Raw genomic sequence first — 21,317 nt, 5'->3', positions numbered from 1 at the left:
TGAGGATAAAACGACCGTTCAAATAGTTAGGCATGTTTCTCTCCTCCTTTAGTTCGTATTAAATAAAGGAAGAAAGGAATACCAATAAAAGCGGTAATAACGCCAATCGGTGTCTCAAATGGATAATTAACAAACCTACTTAATAAATCACATAGTGCTAAGAAAATACCACCAATAACTCCTGCACATGGAATAATCCATCGATAGTCTACACCAACTAGGAATCTCGTAATATGTGGAATAATAAGCCCGACAAAGCCAATTTTCCCTACTAATGCTACTGCCGTCCCTGTCAGCATAACCACTGCTAAAATAGCAAAGGCTTTTACAAATTTTGTCCGTTGACCTAAATTTACAGAGACCTCATGACCAAGCGATAGAATCGTAATTGATTTAGAAAGAAAAATTATTAATAGAATCCCAGTTAATCCAATGGGGATTACTAATTTTAACATTTCTGGATCAACTTGATGTAGTCGTGCATTGTACCAAAAACTAACATTTTGGGATACTTGGAAATACGTAGAAATAGCTGAAGAGATACTACTTAAAAAAGTACCAATAACCGTTCCAATGATTGCTAGCCTTACAGGCGAAAGACCATTTCGGATAAGTGAACCGAATCCAAATACAATGGCGGCACCTATTAATGACCCTACCATTGAATAAAGAATCATTTGCATAGACGACATACCTGGAAGCCATACCATACAAATTGTTATTACAAACGCAGAACCATCTGTTACTCCCATAATGGAAGGGGACGCAAGATAATTTCTTGTCATCCCCTGCATCACAGCTCCCGATATGGCTAGAAATGCCCCTACTACAATTGCCCCGATCGCTCTAGGTATACGCGACGTCATAATAATCGCATGATCAACATTTTCAGCATCATAATCTACTACAGCTTCCCAAACTGTACTTAATTCAATTGGTTTTGTTCCATAAATAACGGATAAACAAGTGATTAAGATAACAAATATAGGTGCTGTTCCTAATATAAGCATATGCACATTACTTATTTTCCTCATAACTTCTACGCACCTTATGTTTTATTCCGCTAAATTCTCCTGTACACCTTGAAGGAATTTAGTCTTGCTCCACGCTGTTCCACCTTGGGCTAATGGGTCTACTGTATTCACGTAGACATTATCTTCATTAACTGCTTTTACACTTTTCCAGATTTGATTCTCTTTTAAATCTTCCAACATATTTGGCTGGTCCGCATTTTCATCTTCTGCAAATTGTAAAAAGATGTGATCCGGATTTATTTCCGCTAGTTGTTCTAAGGATATCATCTCCTGCGCTTCTACAGATTTAATCTCCTCAGGCACAGAAATTCCTAAATCATTATATAAGACAGGATTTAAATATACATCTTGTGGATAAACAAATAAGTTACCGCTGCGCACTCGAATCACAAGTACTTTTTCATCAACCATTGATTCCACAGAACTTGAGATTTTTTCTACATCTTCTTTATAACCGTTAATAACCTTTTCTGCTTCATCCTGTTTTCCTGTTAACTCTGCCATTAAATTTAAGTTATTCTCCCAGTTCGTAGAGATATGTGAGACAGGAATCGTCGTTGCAACTTTGTTTAATTGTTCCGTTACATCGGCAGGGAACTTAGAACTCCCCAATATTACATCCGGTTTCATACTTAACAATGTTTCATAATTAGGCTGGGTTTTTTCTCCAATTGATTCCGCACCCTCAAGATCTTCTGCTAGATAACTTGGCAATTCTCCCGCATAAGTAATGGCACCAATCGGTTGTACATCTAACATAGCTGCATCTTCCATCGCTTCTAAACTGGCTGCAGCAATTTTGTCTGTCTCAGAAGGAACCGTATATTCTTCTTCTAAATATGTAACTGTTTTTTCCTCTTCATTTCCAATACTTGCTTCTGTATTTTTTTGATTATTCTCAGCAGACTCTTCCGAATCACTGCTAGCACTACTACCACAAGCAGATAAGACAATTAATAATAGACATACAATCGTAAATATAAATAATTTCGCTTTCATTTTTTACTCCTTCTCTCTTTTAACTAATGAAAACAACAAAAAACAGAAAATAACGCCTCCTCTTTCTAGATTAGATTTATTTTAATTGAGAATGATTATTAATATCATCTAAAATTTTATGGGAAAAGGTATACTTTGTCAAATAGTTTTTTAACATTTTCGATCAACTATATTTGCTCTTTTATCCGTTTTCTACAAGAAAAAACCTGAACAGAAAATACTTTGTTCAGGCATGGCTTATCGTATATGTTTTGTAATAGCTACTTTCCTTCTTTTTTAGCATCTTAATCGATTATAGATATAACATGAATTACTTCTATAAAAAGGGGTGCTCTTCCGGCTACCACCCCAGAAGAGCATATTGAATTACCTGAATCATCGCTGTTACTCCTTCAGGAAATTTAATTACCTAAAGGAATAATAATTTCCCGAATGTATAAATGTTGCACAAAGTAAACCTATAGTATATTCACGAATAAATCAAGCACTTTTACTTAAAATTAATTAAAGAACAGGATAGCTAAGAAACCCTAACTTTTTTATAGTTAGGGTTTCTTAGCTATCGAATAATTTGCTCATACGTAGACGTTACTGCCTCTTTAATAAACACATTGGGAGACATTGGATTTATTATTACAAGCTCATGCATCGCTCGTGTACATGCTGTATAAAACAAAGAACGCTCCGATAACGTATAATGTTCTGACGAAGCGTCAGGAATTATAACTGCATCAAACTCTATCCCTTTTGCTAAATATATCGGCACAATAAGTAACCCTTTAGTTAATGAATAGGTATCCTCCGATAATAACGTTACATCCATGTGATCCTTCAATGCAGAATAAATAATCTCACTTTCTTGCATGGTTTTACAAATAATAGCTGTGCTCTCATAGCCTTGTTCTGTTAATTTGTTTACTTGTTCGTTAATCCTTTTTATTACCTCCGCATTGTCATTGACCATGATAACTCTTGGCTTCTTCCCCTCTCTTTCAAATGGCTCAATTTCTTCATTCCCTGGAGCAAAATGTTTTGTAAATTCAACGATTTGCTTTGTTGATCGATAGCTTTTTGTTAACGTTATTCTTTCTGCATTCCTACCAGCCAAACTTGGGATTAACGGGTTTTCCTTCGTCATTTGAACATAAATTGCTTGATTAATGTCTCCTAACAACGTCATATTCGTGTAAGGGAACATATGCTGTATATAAGCGAATTGAGAAGAAGCGTAATCTTGTGCTTCATCAATAAATAATTGGCGCACTTGTCGGTCAGAAGTATGCCCAAGTAATCTCCCTTTAAAGTAAGCATACGGGGCTGCTTCCTCCCAATATAAATGTTTCTTTTCCAAATTTTTCTTCGTTTGTTTTGCAAGGGATTGCCACTCTTCTGGCTTATTATCCGATTTCCAATCTGCAAACATCTGATAATACGTACCCGACACATCTACAAAAGCAAACTGTTGAATTTGTTGTTTTAACGAACCAAACATCTTTGCGACGACGACTTTCCTTAAAATCAACTCTTCATTCGCAGCACTTTCATTCTCCTGTTTCTGTGATTCATAATAAGCTTTCACATAGGCTTCTTTATCTAAAAGCTCGATTTTTTCTTCTACCCAATCCTTTTTCACTTCGGCTTTTTGGAATGGACGCAGCTCTTTAACCAACCATCGCACAACCAATTCTAGTCGATTAGGCAAAGTCATTTGCTTATCCAATGAATAGAAATACTCGCTGATTCGGTGTTTGGAGATAAGAACTTCCTTACGAAAAGAGATATTTTTAAATTGAACTCCTTCTGTAAGCAGCGAGAACAAGTATTCATCAATTAATTTCATAAATGCTAGCGTTGACTTATACCCAATGTTAGATAATCGACGATTAAAATGGATGTCTTCTGTTTTCGTTAACGTATATTCCATTTGAGCAAAAGGAGATTCAATTGTGAACTTATTCCCTATCTTGTCTTGCAAATAATCAAAAAAAGTTACCTGCTTCACATTTGCTTCTCCTAGCTCTGGTAGAACATTATTGATATAACTTGTAAATAACGGATTAGGTGAGAACAGCATAACATTTTCTGGATTCAATTCTTTTCGATAACGATACATGAGGTAGGCAATTCTCTGTAAGGCAGCAGATGTTTTACCACTTCCAGCAACCCCTTGAACAAGTAGGTATTTGCTTTGTTCGTTTCGAATAATTTTGTTTTGTTCCTTTTGGATGGTAGAAACAATACTTTTCATTGTCGTACTTGCATTATTCCCTAAAGCTTCTTGTAATAATTGATCTCCAATTGTTAATCCTGTATCAAACATACCTTTTATTTGACTATTTCGGATAATGAATTGTCGTTTTAAAGTAATTTCTCCGGTAACTTCTCCATCTAAGGTCTCGTATGAACCCTTACCTAGTGAATGATCATAATACAGGCTTGATATAGGAGCACGCCAATCATAAATTAAAAAATCTTCTTCAGCAGCATCCATTAACGAAGAAATTCCAATATACAACGCTTCTTTACTTGACTCATCATCTTCTTTAAAGTCAATTCTCCCAAAATATGGATTATCTTTTAATTGTTTCAAGGTTTTACGTTCGTCATCTATATTTCCGTGAACCAGTTCTTTTTGTTTTAATAGCTCAGCTTGCTGTTTAATACTTGCTTCTGTTTCAATCACATCATCTGGTTCATCTAAATTAACAGTTACATCATCCCAAAATGTTTCACGTAACTCAATAACGCTATCCTTTAAATCGGTGGCGCGTAATGCAAGTTGATCTTCCTTTTTGTTAATTTCATTAATTACTTTATCCACCCGACGCTGTTCTATTTGCCAAGTTTGACCTTCTTTGCTCACATTTACCAACCCCATTCAAATCAATTTGATCATTTGTATTGACTTTACAAAACGAAAAGGTTATAATATAATTGGATATACATATAAGTTATATTATTTTTGTTCGTAACCTGTTAATCATACCATGTTTCTATCCTCGGTGCAACAGGTATTTTCTATTTCCTCACTTCTTACCTCCTCTTTTTTACCGTCAGCCTTACATTTTTCATTTTAATACGTATCTTTTTCTGCCTTTTTTTCGTTTACATAAATGAAAGGGGAAATTGAAAAAGGAGTGTTTTTCATGAATGAGTATTTTCATCATGCTTGGAGAGAGTATGCACCCTCGATATGGAAAGCTTGTTTATTTTACACAAAGGATTCTTATGAGGCCGAAGATTTAATGCAAACCACTTGGCTAAAATCGTTTACGTATTGGCAAAAGAAAAAGCAGGGCTCATTAACAAAAGCTTATTTTTCAACAATTGCCAGAAATACATGGATCGACGAATGCCGTAAAAGAAAACATACTACGATACCATATCAAGATGATGAGCAGCCCGTAGATGAACAAACAGATAACATCGCAAGTATATCTCTTGTTCCCATATTAAATCAGCTCGCCTCAACATTAACCATTAACCAACAAATTGTATTTTTATTAGCAGACGTCTGTCATTGTAGTCTAAAAGAGGTAGCCCAATTAACAAATTTAAGTGTTGGTGCAGTGAAGGCCAATCTTTTCAGAGCACGTCAAAAGGTTAAATCTCATGTTAGAGAAAATATTGACATGGACCCCCCTATAGAAGAGGATCAAGTACTTCGCGTGCAGCTTTATATAACTGCTCTACAAACAGAAGATACGCAGTTACTGGCCAGCTTATTGACAGACAATGCTACCGTTCGTTCATTATACGCCCAACAACAAACAACTACTACTCCTATGGAATGCAAAATGGCTGCTTAATTCATATGAGAAACTCACAGTAATTTCATCCTTTTTCAATGACCTTTTATCAAAAAAGGCAGGTGTTTTTACAAATGAGCGTACCAATTCCATATGTTGTGGAACAATCAAATCACGGTGAGCGAAGCTATGACATTTATTCAAGGCTCTTAAAAGACCGAATTGTATTTATTGGTTCTGAAATCGATGATACGTTAGCAAATAGCATCACAGCACAATTATTATTTCTCGCATCTCAAGATGCTAAAGCTGATATATCTATGTATATAAACAGTCCAGGGGGTTCTGTTTCTGCTGGATTTTCTATCCTAGATACGATGACTCATATTAAGCCAGATGTTCAAACTATATGTACGGGAATGGCAGCATCCTTTGCTGCAGTCCTACTTGTTGGTGGTACAAAAGGTAAGCGAATCGCACTTCCGCATTCAGAAGTTATGATTCACCAGCCACATGGCGGAATGAAAGGCCAAGCAGCCGATATGAATATCTATGCCAAGCGAATCATTAATCAACGGAAAGAGATTAATCAATTTATTGCTGAAAAATCCGGCCAGCCATATGAAAAAATAGCTAAAGACACAGATAGAGACTTCTTTTTGAGCGCTGAAGAGGCAAAAGCATATGGTATTGTAGATAAAATATTAGAATAGAATAAACAAAGAGCCAAGCTCAAGTCTTGGCTCTTCTTTATGCAAGTTTTAAAACTAAAAGCTTTGTGCATCACTCGATTTTCTGTTCTTACGCCTTTAATAACTTGGCATTAATGGCAACAATGATAGTACTTAAACTCATTAGTACAGCCCCAACAGCTGGACTCAGAATAATACCAATTGGAGCCAGTATACCTGCTGCCAGCGGGATAGAAAATATATTATATCCTGCCGCCCACCAAAGATTTTGGACCATTTTTCGATATGTCTTTTGCGATAAGTCCATTAAGGCAACAACATCATTTGGATTACTTCTTACAAGTACGACATCAGCAGTCTCCATCGCTACGTCAGTGCCTGCCCCAATTGCAATTCCTAAATCAGCTGTAGCGAGTGCTGGAGCATCATTAACACCATCACCAGTCATAGCGACTTTCCAACCCTTTTGTCTAATTTTTTTCACTTGATTTGCTTTATCATCTGGCATTACTTCAGCATATACCTCATCAATCCCTAATTGATCAGCCACCCAATTGGCTACTTTCTGATTATCACCTGTTAGCATAATGGGATGAATTCCTTGTTTATTAAGTGATGCAACTGCCTCTTTTGCGGTTTCCCGAATCATATCTGCCAATGCAATCATTCCGATTATCGATTCATTTACTAACACAAATACAACTGTCTTACCTTCCTCAGAAAGTTGTTCGAAAACCTCTTTATCATATTTAAATTGTTTCTCTTGAACATATTTAGGACTAACAACATTGACAACCTTTCCATCTACCGTTCCTTGAATTCCTTTGCCGGTAATCGATTCAAAATCAGCCACTTTACTCCAAGTTATTTGCTTATCCTTCGCTGCCTGAATAATACCTGTAGCTATCGGGTGTTCTGAATGTTGTTCAATGCTTGCAGCATATGCTATTACGTCCTCCTCTTGATGTGAATCGTTAGTAACAATATCCGTTACACCGAACTCACCCCTTGTCAATGTTCCAGTTTTATCAAATACGACAGCGTTCAAATTTCTTGCTCCTTCGAAATTAGCTCGGTTACGAATAAGCAAACCTTTCTTTGCTGAAATTGATGTCGATACCGCAACAACTAAAGGAGCAGCTAAACCTAAAGCATGTGGACATGTAATAACCATCACAGTCACCATTCGTTCAATAGCAACATCAAACGGATACCCTAATAGCAGCCAAATAACTAAGGTTACAAATCCAGCAAATAGCGCTAAGTAAAACAACCACTTTGCCGCTCGATTTGTCAGATCCTGTGTTTTTGATTTGGATTCTTGAGCTTCTTTTACCATAGTAACAACTTGCGATAAGAATGAATCTTCTCCTGTTTTCTCTACTTGGACTGTTAATGAACCTTCTTTATTCACGGAGCCGCCAATAACTTCATCGCCTTTCGATTTCTCTATCGGTACAGATTCACCTGTTAGTAAGGATTCATCAACGGCAGATTTCCCTTCAATGATCAATCCATCTACCGGTACCTTTTCTCCGGGTTTCACTAATACATAATCGCCATTTACTAAATTGGCCAAAGGCACATCTTGTACGTTGTCATTATTTTCATCTATTTTATGCGCTTCATTAGGCATTAGTTTAACCAGTTGTTCAAGTGCATTGGAGGCTCCCATTACCGAGCGCATTTCTACCCAGTGACCGAGGAGCATAATATCAATTAACGTTGCTAATTCCCAAAAGAAGTCCTTACCTTCCCAGCCAAATACGGTTAAAGTACTATAACCATAAGCAACTACAATCGCAAGCCCAATTAATGTCATCATTCCAGGACTGCGATCTTTTAATTCATCGATAGCTCCGGTAATAAATGGCCATCCACCATAGAAAAAGACAAAGGTAGATAACGCAAATAGAATATAGTAATCAAACGGAAAACGCCAATCTACACCTAGAAACCCCTGGATCATCGGAGATAATGCAAGAATTGGAATCGTGATAACAATTGATATAAAAAACCGCTTTTTAAAATCATCTACCATATGGCTGTGATCATGTCCACCATGATGATGTCCGTGTGAATGCTCATTTTCTACACTATCGTGATGTTGATGGTTTGTATGGTTATGGTTCTCGTGTTCCATTATATAGCCTCCTCTATTTAATAAGTTATTATTATTTTATATATAAATCCTATACACAAATACTATACCCCCCTAAGGTAATTGTCAAACAATAAAATTGAACCCTTTTAATAAAAGGGCTCAATTCCATATTTTAACTATTTGATTTTGTTTTCCGAAATGGAATGATACCCCAGTGATCAAGGTAAGCTTTCAGTTTATTAATATCTTGATGGGAATTGGTAAACCCAATATGGCCATCTGGTCTTATTAAGTATATTGCTTCTTTCTGTAATCCTTTCCCTTCTGCAATCGAATCAAAACTGAATGTATAGAGCTTTATCCCATTTTCATAACAAAAATGTTGCATTTTCGAAGTTGCAGAACCATAAATATGAACTTGCCAATCAACCATTTGTAATGATTTGTAATTCTCCTTTGTATATGGGAGTCGATCCCCTGCTTGAATATCCCCAACTTCCCCCTTACTTATCGAACTATTTGGATATGAAATTTGAGTCTGAGAGATAACCCGAAATAGGCCTTGTCTAATTCGGTTGGAACGATTAATAAAAGGGATAGCAACAGGTGCCAGTTGCTTGCGTAAAACACGGTCCAACAAGCGTTTTGATACAACTCTAGTAAAGGCTTGATCCGTAGTATTCACTAATCGTTCGGCAAAGCTTTTTCTTTCCTGTTCAAAAGTATCCAGAAGTTTAAGGTTACTTTTTCCCTGTATCACCCCTGCAAGCTTCCAGCCAAGATTCATTGCATCGCCAATCCCTGTATTCATTCCTTGTCCACCCGCAGGACTATGAATATGCGCAGCATCACCGACGAGGAATGCTCTCCCTTTTCGAAAATGACTAGCAACTCGATGATGAACGTTATAAGAGGAAAACCAATTCACATCGCTGACTTGCAATTGATATGCTTTTTCAATAAATGACACCAATTGTTCATTGTCACCAGCATCCGATTGCATGGACATTTGTGGGGGGAACACACCAATTGCTCTGGTTGTACCAGTGCTCCTTACGGGTAATAGAACTACAAACGAATTATCACGCAAACATAAAGACAAATTATGAGACCCTACGGGTTTTCCTGTAGCTTTAATATCCATTACATAAAACTTCTCTTCATAAGTTCCTCCAGGAAAATCTGCTTGTATTTCTTGGCGAACAGCACTTCCAGCACCATCACAACCACATACATATAAAAACACTTCCTCCACCGTTTCATCGTAACTCTGTAAGGTTGCTGTAACATTATTCTGTCTTTCTTGAAAAGAAATCAACTCTGTATTCCACTCTACCGTAACCCCAAAGGAGCTTAGTTTTTTCAGCAATAATTTCTCATGCTCATCTTGCGGAAAACTAAACGGTGACGTGTAGTTGCTTATTCCTTCCCCTAATGATCCCACATGCATTCTGGCTCGTTTCTTACCATCTACATAAAGGTTGATATTTTCTATTTTAATACTCTCTGTAACCATTTCATCCGCAAATCCAAATTGATCATAAAACTCTAATGTTCTCGGCATAACAGCCATTGCTCGAGATGCAGTACCAGGTCCTGCTGCTTTATCAATAATCTTTGTGGACACACCTTGTTTTGCCATACTTAAAGCCAACGCCAGACCAGTAGGACCTGCACCTACGATTAAAACGTCGGAACCCATCTTGTTTCCCCCTCAATTAATATTGTTTTAGGTATAATTTCTACAATTACTTATTTGTTCCCTGCATGACCTTTCTCGAATCTCTGATTTGCTATTTTAATCGATAACTGTTGATTTATTAGGATTACGATAAAATTCAAAGAGCATGTGAATTTGTTCTTGTGTATTTCTTCGTAACGAAAGATTCGGTAAATGATTCTCAGAGAAAAAAGCAATATCATTGGTTTCTATTCCAATCTGCTGCGATCCGCCGACTATTTCGCATTGTATGAATATTTTATAATAGTGAAATGGCTGCGGTGGATGTTCATGTTTATTCGTATCTAATAAGGAGAGTAATTTAATTGGAACGACATGATAGCCGGATTCTTCGTTTATTTCTTTTGCAATATTTTCACTTGGAGAAAGCCCTACCTCACAAAAACCTCCCGGCAGAGACCATTTATCATCCATTTTTTCACGAACCATTAATATTGTATTGTCTTTAAATACCACCCCTCTAACATCAACTTTTGGAGTTGGATATCCTTGTTCCTTATCAAACAAAAGATTTAGCTGTTGCATCGTTAGCTCTGATTGTAACGCCATCATTTCTTTACTAATCTTCCGAAGTTCTTCATACCGTTCTCGATCGAATGCATCCCTTGAGAATGTTAGCCCAGCCTGTGATAATGCTTGTATCCTTTGAGCCCACTTCAGCCATTGGTCCTTCACCTTAACATTCCTCCTTCACGCTTCTTTTTCTTTAAGTCTAACAGAATAATCTGTGTGGTTATTTATAAAATTCTAGGGGATCCTAATTCATGATAAAGTAAAACAGGAGGATTCGAATGCCACACCAACAACAAGAACTTATTAGCACATTGCATGAATGTATGACAGCATGTAATCATTGTTATAATGCATGTCTTCAGGAGGAAGATATAAAGATGATGACAACATGTATTCAATTAGATAGAGAATGCGCAGATATTTGTGGTTATGTAGAACAAGCAATCACAAGAGGTACCCCATTCTTATCTGAACTAACGAATGTTTGTGCCGCTATTTGTGAAGCATGTGGAAAAGAATGCAAGAAACATGCACATAATCATTGTCAGCATTGCGCAGAAAAATGCTTTACTTGTGCAGAAGCATGCAAAGCAGCTTAATGTAATGAAGGAAAACAGATCGCATTAGATGCGATCTGTTTTCCCTTTGGGTACTACCCACTTATAGCCAATACCCCAAACTGTTTTGAGGTAAAGGTCAATAGGGAAACCTGCTTTTCTCAATTTATCTCGTATATTACGAACATGAGAATCTATCGTACGTGCTTCCGTGCTTGCATGCAGCCCCCAAATGAATTCAAAGAAACGCTCCCGAGTAACAACGATATTCGGATGGTTCATTAAATGACCAAGCATCAGAAATTCTTTTGGTGTTAATGGAATGACCTGATTATCATAGGTAATCTCAAACCGATCCTTGTCCCAAAATAATCCGTCTACTTCAATAAGCGCCTTCGACGTTGTCCTTCTTATTAAAGCTTCTATTCTGGCCAATAACTCTGATTCATCAAACGGTTTGGTAATATAATCATCCGCCCCTAATCGTAGACCTTTAACAATATCCTCTTGTTGATCTCTAGCGGTAATCATAATGATAGGAACATCAGAAAAATCTCGAATGGTTCGGCATAACTGCCACCCGTTTATTTCAGGCATCATAATATCCAGCAGTATGATGTCAACGTTTTCTTTGTCTAAATAGTTTAGTGCCTCCATGGCACTTTTTACCTTTGCGCAGACATAACCATGAGGTTTTAAGTACAAAGCTAATAAATCTAACATTCGTTGTTCATCATCAACTAATAATATGCTATTCATCAACCTCACTCCTTGGTAGTTTAATTATTACTCTTGTACCAGCACCTTTTTTACTGAAAGCATCAATTGTACCACCATGTGCCTCTACTATTTCTCTGGCAATGGTTAACCCTAAACCAGTGCCTCCGCTTTTTCTGGATCGTGATTTTTCTACTCGATACAATCGATCAAAGATATAGGGTAATTCCTTTTCCGGTATACCTTCGCCATTGTCTGAAATCGAAATGTCAAGGCGATCTTTTTGTTGCTTTACTTCCAAAGAAATATGTCCGTGTTCATGTGTATGCTTTATTGCATTATCAAGAATATTTAACAATACTTGTTGAAATCTGTTTGGATCTACAATTCCCTCTATGCTCTCAGGGCATGCAATCGCCAAGGTTAATTTCTCCTTCGTCAGTACAGGATTTATTAAATCAACAATTGGTTTTAATATCAGATGAAAAGGCACCTTTTCTCGATGAATGGTAAATGTATGCTGATCCATTTTAGCTAATTCAAACAAATGTTTGATTAACATGGAAAGCCGGGTTGTTTCTTCCCTAATAATCTCCAAATATGCTTCTCGATCGGAAGCTTTTAGATCTTGACGTTGAACAATATCTGCGTACCCTTTGACATATGTTAAAGGTGTTCGCAGTTCATGTGAGATACTTGCAAGGAATTCATTCCTCTCCTTTTTCATTCGATCCAAATCATTTGATAATGATGTAATTGATTTTGCAAGTTCTCCAAGTTCATCATTCCGCTCTGTATGTAATACAACTTGGTGGTTACCTTTACTTAATTGTTCAGTTGCATGTTTCATATTTAATAAGGGACGGGTAATAAACCGTGTGAGTAAAAAAATCGTAATGATGGTCAAACCAATTGTAATTAATCCGATTAAGGTAAATTGATCACTTAGATGATTCAAGATTTTCTTCACTTGATTGGTACTTGCAAACATAAACACATGACCACGATGTTCTCCACTTATATTTATTGGACTATCCGTAGCAATAAATGGCTCATCCTTCCAACGATCCTCTATAACGATACCCTCTGTAGGTATCTTATCATAATTTATGCTATGAATCAGTTCTGTCATTTCTGGATCAATAGGATCTGAGTTCACGATAACCTCACCTACTGGATCTGTAATGACAACGACAAAATCAGAGGCTGATTCCATTAAACCAACATGTTCTAAGGTGGTTTGTGTGAAATTATCCTCCAATACCTCACGATGTGTGTTCCCTCTAGCTAATAAATTTCCAATTACTTCATCGATCCGCTCATTAGCTAAATTAATATAAAGAACAAAATAAAGGAACCCTTCAATAATTACAATAACGAAAAAGAAGAGAATCCCTACCTTTAAAGAGAGCTTATTAAACATTTTCCTATCCCCTTCATCTGCTTTAACTATAATCTATACTAATCCTTGATTATCAATTTTTTGTGCATATTTGCAAATATATTTTCCTATTGTTGTAGAAAAGGTGTCATATAAAGTGCAGATAATCTGCAAATTTATTGGCTAGAATAATATAGACAAAATAAACACAGGAGGAACTATCGGCATGAATAAAAAAGCTTACGTAATTGGCTTGATCTCCCTATTGTCTCTCATCGTACTCACCGCTTGTTCCAATAGTCAGGATGAGCCAGATAATTCAGGTGAACAGCAAACGACAGAAACAGAAGCTACCTCTAGTGAACACGATGGACATGAAGGTATGAATCATTCTAGTTCTGGAGAGGTACCAGATGATTTGAAAGAGGCAGATAATCCAAAGTATGAAGTTGGAAGTAAAGCCACCATTGAAACGGATCACATGGCAGGGATGAATGGTGCAAAAGCAACCATTTCTGGCGCATATGATACTACCGTATATACAATAACCTACACCCCAACCAATGGTGGTGAAAAAGTAGAAGACCATAAATGGGTTATTCGTGAAGAGCTAGCTGATGTAGAACAAGAGCCGATTAATGCTGGTTCAACAGCAACCATAAACGCGTCACATATGGAAGGAATGGTCGGAGCAACTGCGACGATAACTTCAGCTAAAGAAACAACGGTATACATGGTTGATTATCAATCCACAACAGATGGAGAGGCGGTTAAAAACCACAAATGGGTAACAGAAGATGAACTTGCTCCTATAACCAAATAAGTTTTTACTTACTAATCATATACATGGTCCAATTACTTCCCAGACTGGATTCATGTATTCCTTCTGTTATTCCAAAGCTATTTTTCATTTTATTGAATTTCTGATCCACCTTGAACCATGTGAACGTAAGCCTGTTTCAAGGTGGATGCATTCTATCTGTGGTTACCCGAACTACACTTATATACTGAGGAGCCAAAAGATACTTATATTTCTTCTGCCTTTGCTGTAACATTTTGATAATACCCTGCTTTTGATGATCGAATTGCACAAATAAATAGGGTAATTGCTACGAACAACATCAGGGTAGCTCCAAAAACAACAATACATCTAATTGGTATAAGCTCAGCAGCAACTCCAAATATGGCAGTGGCTAAAATAATTAGAAAGGCTTCAGCAAATCCATAGATACTTCCTACTCTTCCCATCATATCGACCGGTATATTATTTTGATAAAATGTATAAAAGCCAGTATTTGCAAAAGCAGTAGCAAATGATAAAACAAAACAGCCGACGGAGGCAATCAAAAATGTTACAGACATCGAGAAGACAACATAACCAATTGCGGTTATGATTGATCCTACACTAATCAACCAAGAAGTTGGTATCTTCTCGACTACGATGGTATTTATGAAAGAACCTACGAATACTCCCGCACCAGCAATACTGACTAAAACCCCGTATTCTCCTTCAGATAAAGACAGCACTTGGGTTGCAAAGGCTGCTTCTAACGAATCTGTAGCTGTCATTATAACGATCATGACACTAAATAAAAAATAGACAATCATAAGGTATACGTTTTGAAGACTAAAGCTTATTACAATACTCCAATCAGCTTTCACTAACGACATTTTTTTATTTATCGTTCCTTCTAGTTGTCTAGACTTCTCCAAATTAGGCATTGCTAGTGTAAATAAGGCTGATAGGAACAAAGCAATAGCATTAATAAAAATAGCCATATTAGGGGTACCAACGGTAAACAACATGCCTGCAATTGCTGGACCAGTCAAAAAGGCTCCAGAATCAAGTAAGCTGCGTAAAGAATTAAATCGTTTTCTTTGTTTGGACGGTATTAACTTCGTAATGTATGTCATAGATGTTGGATGATACATAGAACTAGCTATGGTAATAATAAATACCATACAATAAATGAACACGAAAGAAGACGCAAAAGGTAATATCGTAATTAGCACCGTTTGGAATACATTTAGTATGATCATAAGGTATTTTTTATTTAAACGATCAATTAATGTTCCCGACCAAATGGTAGTGAATACCGTCGACAAAGCTCTAACAATATATAGAACAGAAACGGCAAGTGCAGATCCTGTCATGTTTAGAACGATAAGATTTAGAGCAATAAAATAAACCCAATTCCCCACACCGGAAATGCCGATACTGAACAATAAGATAACAGGATAGCGCCAAGTTTGAACCAATCCTTTTAACCGCATTTAGATTCCCCCTAAGTTATTCATCATCTAGTAAATCAAAATAAAAAACCCCACCCCCAAGAACATCGTCTTGGGGGCGAGATTTGGAATCCAAAATCGCGGTGCCACCCCAGTTTATTTCTGTGTCGCCACAGAAATCTTATCAAGTACGGCAGCTAAAATATCGCATGCTTATACTCTATCTCAATAACGGGAGATCCCGTCACACCATCCTCTTCCAATTCTATTAGAAAACTCCTGTGTGCAGCTCCGAGACTTGTTTCAATGAACTTGATACTCCCTCCTTTTCAGCATATGGAAGGTCTCTGCAGAAGCTCTTATTCAACTACTCTTCTCATCATTGCTTTTAGCTAAAACTTTTTATTATTGTACTGAAGTATGATTATTTTGTAAACCTTGAATTAACCGGTAAACACCTCTTCCTCCGGATGACGAATAGATGATTGCTTCTGCCTAGCAAATACAAAAGCCAATGTTAGTGGTCCCAGCCTTCCAATAAACATCATAACCATAATAATGCATTTCCCAAATGAAGTAAGATCTGTTGTTAACCCCATTGATAACCCAACTGTACCGAAAGCAGATATCACTTCAAAAATAATCTCCATAATCGGTGCAGCTTCTGTAATGGACAGGATAAAAACAGCGATAAAGATAGCTAAGATACTAATAATCATAATCGATAGTGCACGCACAATTGTATGCACCTTAATCATTCGATTAAATACCGTCGTTTCGCTTTTACCTCGTAAAAAGGAGACAGTTGCTAATAACATGACGATAAATGTCGTTACTTTAATTCCACTTCCAGTTGAACCACTTCCTGCGCCAATGAACATTAGTAACATCAGAAATAAGATGGATGGTACTGTCATTTCCGCTATAGGTAGTGAATTAAATCCAGCAGTACGGGGGGTAACTGCTTGGAAATAAGAACCCCATAACTTATCTGTAAATGAAAAACTACCAATTGTTTCAGGATTTGAAAACTCTAAAATAAATAGCGTTAATAGCGCGGTTATATTGATAATAAATGTACCGACGAGCATTAATTTCGAATGTAACGATAGCTTTCGAAAGCTCTTTTTATCCCAGATATCCACCAAAACGGTAAAGCCTAAACCACCTGTAATAAATAATCCCGTAATTACAATATTAACCAAAGGATCTCCAACATAACCAGACAGGCTGTCAGACCAAAGCGAAAAACCAGCATTATTGAAGGCAGAAATACTATGAAAAACACTTTGATGTATCCCCTCTGACCAGCCATATTCAGGAATCCAGCGTATAGATAATAAAACAAAGGCAATAGCCTCTATGGCAATAGAAAAAACAAATAATAGTTTTACTAATCGAAGCAAACCACCAATTGAGGCCTCATTTAAATTTAATGACTCCTGCGTCAGAATCCGTTGATGCAATCCAACCTTTCTCCGAAGCATCATTAATAACAAAACAGAAAATGTCATTAATCCTAAACCGCCTAGCTGCATCAAACTCATAATGACAATCTCGCCAAACAAGCTATAAGCACTGCCTGTATCAACGACAACAAGACCAGTGACCGTAATCGCAGAAGTTGCCGTAAACAGGGCATCTAACCATGAAACAGAAACAGTAGTAGCAAATGGTAACTTTAATAAAAGCGTCCCTACTATAATAAATACTAAAAATCCTAACGCTAGAATCTGTGGCGGGCTTAAACGGATGGTTTTTCCTCTTAATGGATGCAATGAAATGATTTTAATCATTGCTTACATTCCTTTATTCTCAAATCGTTTGATGTCATTTTTATGCCCCATTACAACTAATATATCTCCTTCGTATATAAAATCATTTGGTAATGGAGATATATTAACCTGTTCGTCTCGTTTCACTGCTAAAACTGTACAGCCGAATCGCTTACGAACATCGACTTCTACTAATGTGCGGTTACTTATCTTAGCAGTAGCAACGACTTCCACAATGCTGTATTCTTTTGACAGCTCAATATAATCAATGATTTTCTCAGAATCCAGTTGATGTGCAATTCGCATCCCCATTTCTTTCTCTGGCTGAATAATTCGATCTGCACCTATTTTTTCCAGCACTTTATGATGTTGTGTATTCTGCGCTTTCACCCATACCTGTTTGATACCCATTTCTTTTAATATCAATGTACATAAAATACTCGGTTGAATATGTTCACCAATAGCAATAATTGCATAATCAAAATTTCTCAAACCAAGTGATTTCAGAATCGCTTCATCGGTCGCATTCGCAACTACCGCATGAGAAGAATGATGTTTTAATCTATCTACAATATTTTCGTTCGCATCAATTGCCAATACTTCATGTCCTAGCTGGTATAATTCTTTACAAACATTACTTCCGAATCTCCCTAGACCAATAACCGCAAATTGTTTTCCCAAGTTGCATCCTTCTTTCTATATCCTCCCCATGTGTAACCATCGCAAATACCTTTATCATTCTATCCAAAAACAGTTCATTAAATAATGGTAATAAAAAAGACCATTACAAATAGAATGGTCTAAAGGTAACCCCTTGGACCTTTCTCTCGTGTTTATGGACGCTTACGGGGTTAGCTGTCGGATTAGGGACTGAGAGTATCCCATCTTACTAGCAAGTAAGATTCACCCCTAGATAAGTATTTCATCTTATCAAAAAATGGTTCCCCCGCTCATTGAGATTAAGCGATTAAAAGGTTTGGATATTCATTATTTTATTAAACATTCAACATCACACAGAATCAAAGAACGAAGTTCCGTTTATGCTCTGCATGTTCATGGCAAAAATCTGCGTTTATCAGTAGCCTCTATCACTGATCCTTACGATGAATAAGTGCCTATGATAAAGTATAATTTACTCCGATTCATTCTCATTGTCAATAACATTTTTGTAAAGTTTTTTATATCAGTTGTAACTAGCATTAAGCAGTATCTTTAATCCGAAGAGGTAACCCTCTCAAAGCTTGAGGTTACACTTTACCATTACTCACTAACCTTGGTTTTCATCAGCCGTAATGAATTTAAGACGACAATCAATGTCGCACCCATATCTGCAAAAATAGCAATCCATAAGGTCAACCAACCTGGAATAACCAGAAGCAAGGCAATAACTTTCAACCCTAGAGCAAAAATAATATTTTGCTTTATTACTTGTAATGTTTTTCTACTTAAATCCATCGTAAATGGAAGCTTACCGAGATCATCTGCCATAAGCGCTATATCTGCAGTCTCCATAGCAGTATCCGTTCCCGCTCCACCCATAGCAATTCCAATGTCAGCCGCAGCCAAAGCAGGAGCATCATTAATTCCATCTCCCACCATTGCTACACTTCCATGTTGTTTACTTAGTTGTTTAATAGCATTAAGTTTCTCTTCTGGCATAAGTTCTGCTCTTGTTTCTGAAATACCTATTTGCTTCCCAATTGCTTGCCCAGTTGCTTGATTATCTCCGGTTAACATAATCGTTTTCTTACCTAATTGGACTAGTTTTTGAATAACAGTTGGGCTGCCTCTGCGAATTTCATCGGCAACAGCAATGATACCTTCAATACCTACCTCTGATCCAAGCAACATGACTGTCTTTCCTTCTAATTGCATGTGTTGAACGGTTTGTTCCACTTCAGTTAAACGATTTAGCTTTTCACTGAGTAAAGAGGGGCTGCCAATGATATATTCCTTTTCTTGGATAAAGGCTTTTGCCCCTTTACCAGTGAAAGACTGAAAATCAGTAGCCACACATCGCACTACTCCTGTTTCTTTGGCTTTACGGATAATCGCTGAAGCAAGTGGGTGCTGCGAATAGGCTTCGATTGCTGAAGCAGTAGCAAGGACATCCTCCTTTGTCATATTACCTACCGGAATGACATCTGTAACTACAGGCCTTCCTTCTGTAAGTGTGCCTGTTTTATCAAATGCAATAGCATCTAACTTACCAGCTTGTTCTAGATGAATACCGCCTTTAATCAATACACCTTGCCTTGCTGCATTACCGATTGCCGTTACAATTGCCACAGGTGTTGATATTACTAATGCACAAGGACAACCAACAACAAGAACAGCTAGACCACTATAGATCCATTCTGACCAAACAGCACCCATAAATAATGGTGGGATAACTGCAACCAAGAAAGCGATGATTAAGATCGCAGGTGTATAGTATTTTGCAAATCGGTCAACAAATTGCTGAGAAGGAGCTCGCTCAGCTTGTGCTTCTTCTACTAAATGAATAATCTTAGCAATCGTTGTCTCTTTGGCATACTTGGTAACCCGAATCTCCATAGAACCTTCTTCATTAATTGTTCCAGCAAACACCTCATCTCCAATCGACTTATACACAGGAATCGACTCCCCAGTTATAGCAGATTGATTAATGGAAGATTGTCCAGTTACAACTTCACCATCCATCGCAATCTTTTGTCCAGGTTTAATGACCATAATATCACCAATCTGGACATCCTCAACATCGATTTCAATAAGAGTATCACCACGACGAATCGTTGCTCTATTTGGTGCTAAATCCATTAAGGAGCGGATGGATTGTCTTGCTTTATCCATCGAAAACCCTTCCAATGCTTCACTTAAGGCAAAGAGAAATACGACAACTGCACCTTCTGCCCATTCACCTATAATAGCAGCTCCAATGATAGCAATCGTCATTAGTGTTTTCATATCAAACTGCAACTTAATAAGGTTTTGAAATCCAACTTTAAATAAATCATAACCACCAATTAGAATCGCTGCAGCAAATATACCAATCGTTATCGGACTGACTTCTCCTATCTGGAAGTAAAAACCATACCCAACCATTGTTAATAATAGCGAAACCATTACCGTTATATTTTCACGTTTCTTCCAAAAAGGTTTCTTCGGAGCCATTCGTTGACGTTCTGGATAAACTTTAATTCCGTCAAAAGCACCAGCTTCTTCAAGTTGATCAATGGTCGCTTCCCCTTGAACCGTTATTTTGGATGCCCCAAAATTCAACTGAACATCTTCAACTGCATCGATAGCGCGAATATTCTTTTCAAACTTCGCAGCACAATTTGTACATGATAGGCCTTCTAAACGATAAACTTGTTTATTTTCCTTCACTTGCTACACCCTCTTTAGCATGAACAGTAGCTATCGTTACTAATTGATGAATGTGTTCATCTTCTAACGAATAAAAAACCAGCTTCCCTTCTTTTCGATATTTTGCCAAACCCATATTCCTCAAAAGTCTAAGGTGGTGGGATGCTGTGGCTTTTGTAGAACCGATTATATTAGCTACATCACAAACACATAGTTCTTTCTCTAGTGTGAGTGCATAGGCGATTTTTAAACGAGTTGCATCTGAAAGTGCTTTAAAGATCTGTTCAACACCTTCTACTTTATTTATCTTCGGTTGAATTCGATTTACTTTATCTTCATCAAAACAGAATGTTTCACATGTATCATTTTTCATTTGAACATTGTCTTTCATCAATACCGTCACCTCAGTCAAATAATTATTTGATTGTTTGATTATAGTCTATGAGAGTGAACTAATTATGTCAATTGGATTTTT

At 37.1% G+C, this 21,317-nt stretch carries 17 protein-coding genes, 1 riboswitch and 1 other annotated feature; of the genes, 4 read left to right on the top strand and 13 right to left on the bottom strand.

The window, feature by feature from the left end; all coding sequences use genetic code 11:
- Positions 1-26: 26 nt before the first annotated feature.
- The 3 genes from M948_RS31900 to helD form a co-directional block, all read right to left on the bottom strand.
- Complete coding sequence (locus tag M948_RS31900; protein WP_021290531.1) at positions 27-1,034, bottom strand: FecCD family ABC transporter permease; 1,008 nt, start codon at positions 1,032-1,034, stop codon at positions 27-29.
- Between the two features lie 21 nt (positions 1,035-1,055).
- Complete coding sequence (locus tag M948_RS31895; protein WP_021290530.1) at positions 1,056-2,033, bottom strand: ABC transporter substrate-binding protein; 978 nt, start codon at positions 2,031-2,033, stop codon at positions 1,056-1,058.
- Positions 2,034-2,592: 559 nt separating this feature from the next.
- Positions 2,593-4,896 carry an RNA polymerase recycling motor HelD gene (helD, locus tag M948_RS31890; RefSeq protein WP_021290529.1) on the bottom strand — a complete coding sequence of 768 codons (2,304 nt, stop codon included), beginning with the start codon at positions 4,894-4,896 and terminating at the stop codon, positions 2,593-2,595.
- Between the two features lie 283 nt (positions 4,897-5,179).
- Between helD and M948_RS0121815 the strand changes: the two genes are divergently transcribed.
- Positions 5,180-5,842 (top strand): RNA polymerase sigma factor, encoded by a 663-nt coding sequence (locus M948_RS0121815; RefSeq protein ID WP_021290528.1) that lies wholly within the window; start codon positions 5,180-5,182, stop codon positions 5,840-5,842.
- 74 nt (positions 5,843-5,916) lie between these two features.
- Positions 5,917-6,495, top strand: a complete 579-nt coding sequence (locus tag M948_RS31885) for an ATP-dependent Clp protease proteolytic subunit (RefSeq protein ID WP_021290527.1) — start codon at positions 5,917-5,919, stop codon at positions 6,493-6,495.
- A gap of 88 nt (positions 6,496-6,583) precedes the next feature.
- On the opposite strand, the gene M948_RS31880 is transcribed toward M948_RS31885, so the two are convergent.
- From M948_RS31880 to M948_RS31870, 3 genes are all read right to left on the bottom strand, one after another.
- Entirely contained in the window at positions 6,584-8,617 is a 2,034-nt protein-coding gene (locus M948_RS31880; protein ID WP_021290526.1) for a heavy metal translocating P-type ATPase, read from the bottom strand.
- A gap of 133 nt (positions 8,618-8,750) precedes the next feature.
- On the bottom strand, positions 8,751-10,280 hold the full coding sequence (locus M948_RS31875) for an FAD-dependent monooxygenase (protein WP_021290525.1): 1,530 nt from the start codon (positions 10,278-10,280) through the stop codon (positions 8,751-8,753).
- Between the two features lie 96 nt (positions 10,281-10,376).
- On the bottom strand, positions 10,377-10,994 hold the full coding sequence (locus M948_RS31870; RefSeq protein ID WP_021290524.1) for an NUDIX hydrolase: 618 nt from the start codon (positions 10,992-10,994) through the stop codon (positions 10,377-10,379).
- Between the two features lie 116 nt (positions 10,995-11,110).
- On the opposite strand from M948_RS31870, the gene M948_RS31865 reads away from it, so the two are divergent.
- Positions 11,111-11,431: a four-helix bundle copper-binding protein gene (locus M948_RS31865; protein ID WP_021290523.1), complete on the top strand. Its 321-nt coding sequence runs from the start codon at positions 11,111-11,113 to the stop codon at positions 11,429-11,431.
- Positions 11,432-11,455: 24 nt separating this feature from the next.
- Here M948_RS31865 and M948_RS31860 read toward each other — a convergent pair whose 3' ends face one another.
- Positions 11,456-12,148 (bottom strand): response regulator transcription factor, encoded by a 693-nt coding sequence (locus M948_RS31860; RefSeq protein WP_021290522.1) that lies wholly within the window; start codon positions 12,146-12,148, stop codon positions 11,456-11,458.
- Positions 12,141-13,529 carry a HAMP domain-containing sensor histidine kinase gene (locus M948_RS31855; protein WP_021290521.1) on the bottom strand — a complete coding sequence of 463 codons (1,389 nt, stop codon included), beginning with the start codon at positions 13,527-13,529 and terminating at the stop codon, positions 12,141-12,143. The genes M948_RS31860 and M948_RS31855 overlap by 8 nt, the downstream gene beginning before the upstream one ends.
- A 184-nt stretch (positions 13,530-13,713) precedes the next feature.
- Here M948_RS31855 and M948_RS31850 point away from each other — a divergent pair, with 184 nt between their 5' ends.
- Positions 13,714-14,310 carry a YdhK family protein gene (locus tag M948_RS31850; protein WP_021290520.1) on the top strand — a complete coding sequence of 199 codons (597 nt, stop codon included), beginning with the start codon at positions 13,714-13,716 and terminating at the stop codon, positions 14,308-14,310.
- Between the two features lie 203 nt (positions 14,311-14,513).
- On the opposite strand, the gene M948_RS31845 is transcribed toward M948_RS31850, so the two are convergent.
- The 5 genes from M948_RS31845 to M948_RS31825 all read right to left on the bottom strand — a co-directional run bounded on the left by M948_RS31845 (position 14,514) and on the right by M948_RS31825 (position 21,233).
- Positions 14,514-15,761 carry an MFS transporter gene (locus M948_RS31845; RefSeq protein WP_021290519.1) on the bottom strand — a complete coding sequence of 416 codons (1,248 nt, stop codon included), beginning with the start codon at positions 15,759-15,761 and terminating at the stop codon, positions 14,514-14,516.
- Positions 15,762-15,830: 69 nt separating this feature from the next.
- Positions 15,831-16,111, bottom strand: a binding site (T-box leader).
- A 51-nt stretch (positions 16,112-16,162) separates the two neighbouring features.
- The gene (locus M948_RS31840; protein ID WP_021290518.1) at positions 16,163-17,515 is read right to left on the bottom strand and encodes a TrkH family potassium uptake protein; all 1,353 of its coding nucleotides are present in this window, start codon (positions 17,513-17,515) and stop codon (positions 16,163-16,165) included.
- 3 nt (positions 17,516-17,518) lie between these two features.
- Positions 17,519-18,175 carry a potassium channel family protein gene (locus M948_RS31835; protein ID WP_021290517.1) on the bottom strand — a complete coding sequence of 219 codons (657 nt, stop codon included), beginning with the start codon at positions 18,173-18,175 and terminating at the stop codon, positions 17,519-17,521.
- Between the two features lie 143 nt (positions 18,176-18,318).
- Positions 18,319-18,470, bottom strand: a riboswitch (cyclic di-AMP (ydaO/yuaA leader).
- Between the two features lie 284 nt (positions 18,471-18,754).
- Positions 18,755-20,863, bottom strand: coding sequence for a heavy metal translocating P-type ATPase (locus tag M948_RS31830; protein ID WP_021290516.1), 2,109 nt, complete (start codon positions 20,861-20,863; stop codon positions 18,755-18,757).
- Positions 20,850-21,233: an ArsR/SmtB family transcription factor gene (locus M948_RS31825; RefSeq protein ID WP_021290515.1), complete on the bottom strand. Its 384-nt coding sequence runs from the start codon at positions 21,231-21,233 to the stop codon at positions 20,850-20,852. The genes M948_RS31830 and M948_RS31825 overlap by 14 nt, the downstream gene beginning before the upstream one ends.
- Between the last annotated feature and the right edge of the window lie 84 nt (positions 21,234-21,317).

The sequence above is a fragment of the Virgibacillus sp. CM-4 genome (genome assembly GCF_000445495.1).
Taxonomy (GTDB): domain Bacteria; phylum Bacillota; class Bacilli; order Bacillales; family Amphibacillaceae; genus Virgibacillus; species Virgibacillus salexigens.
This window is presented reverse-complemented; position numbering and strand designations above follow the sequence as displayed.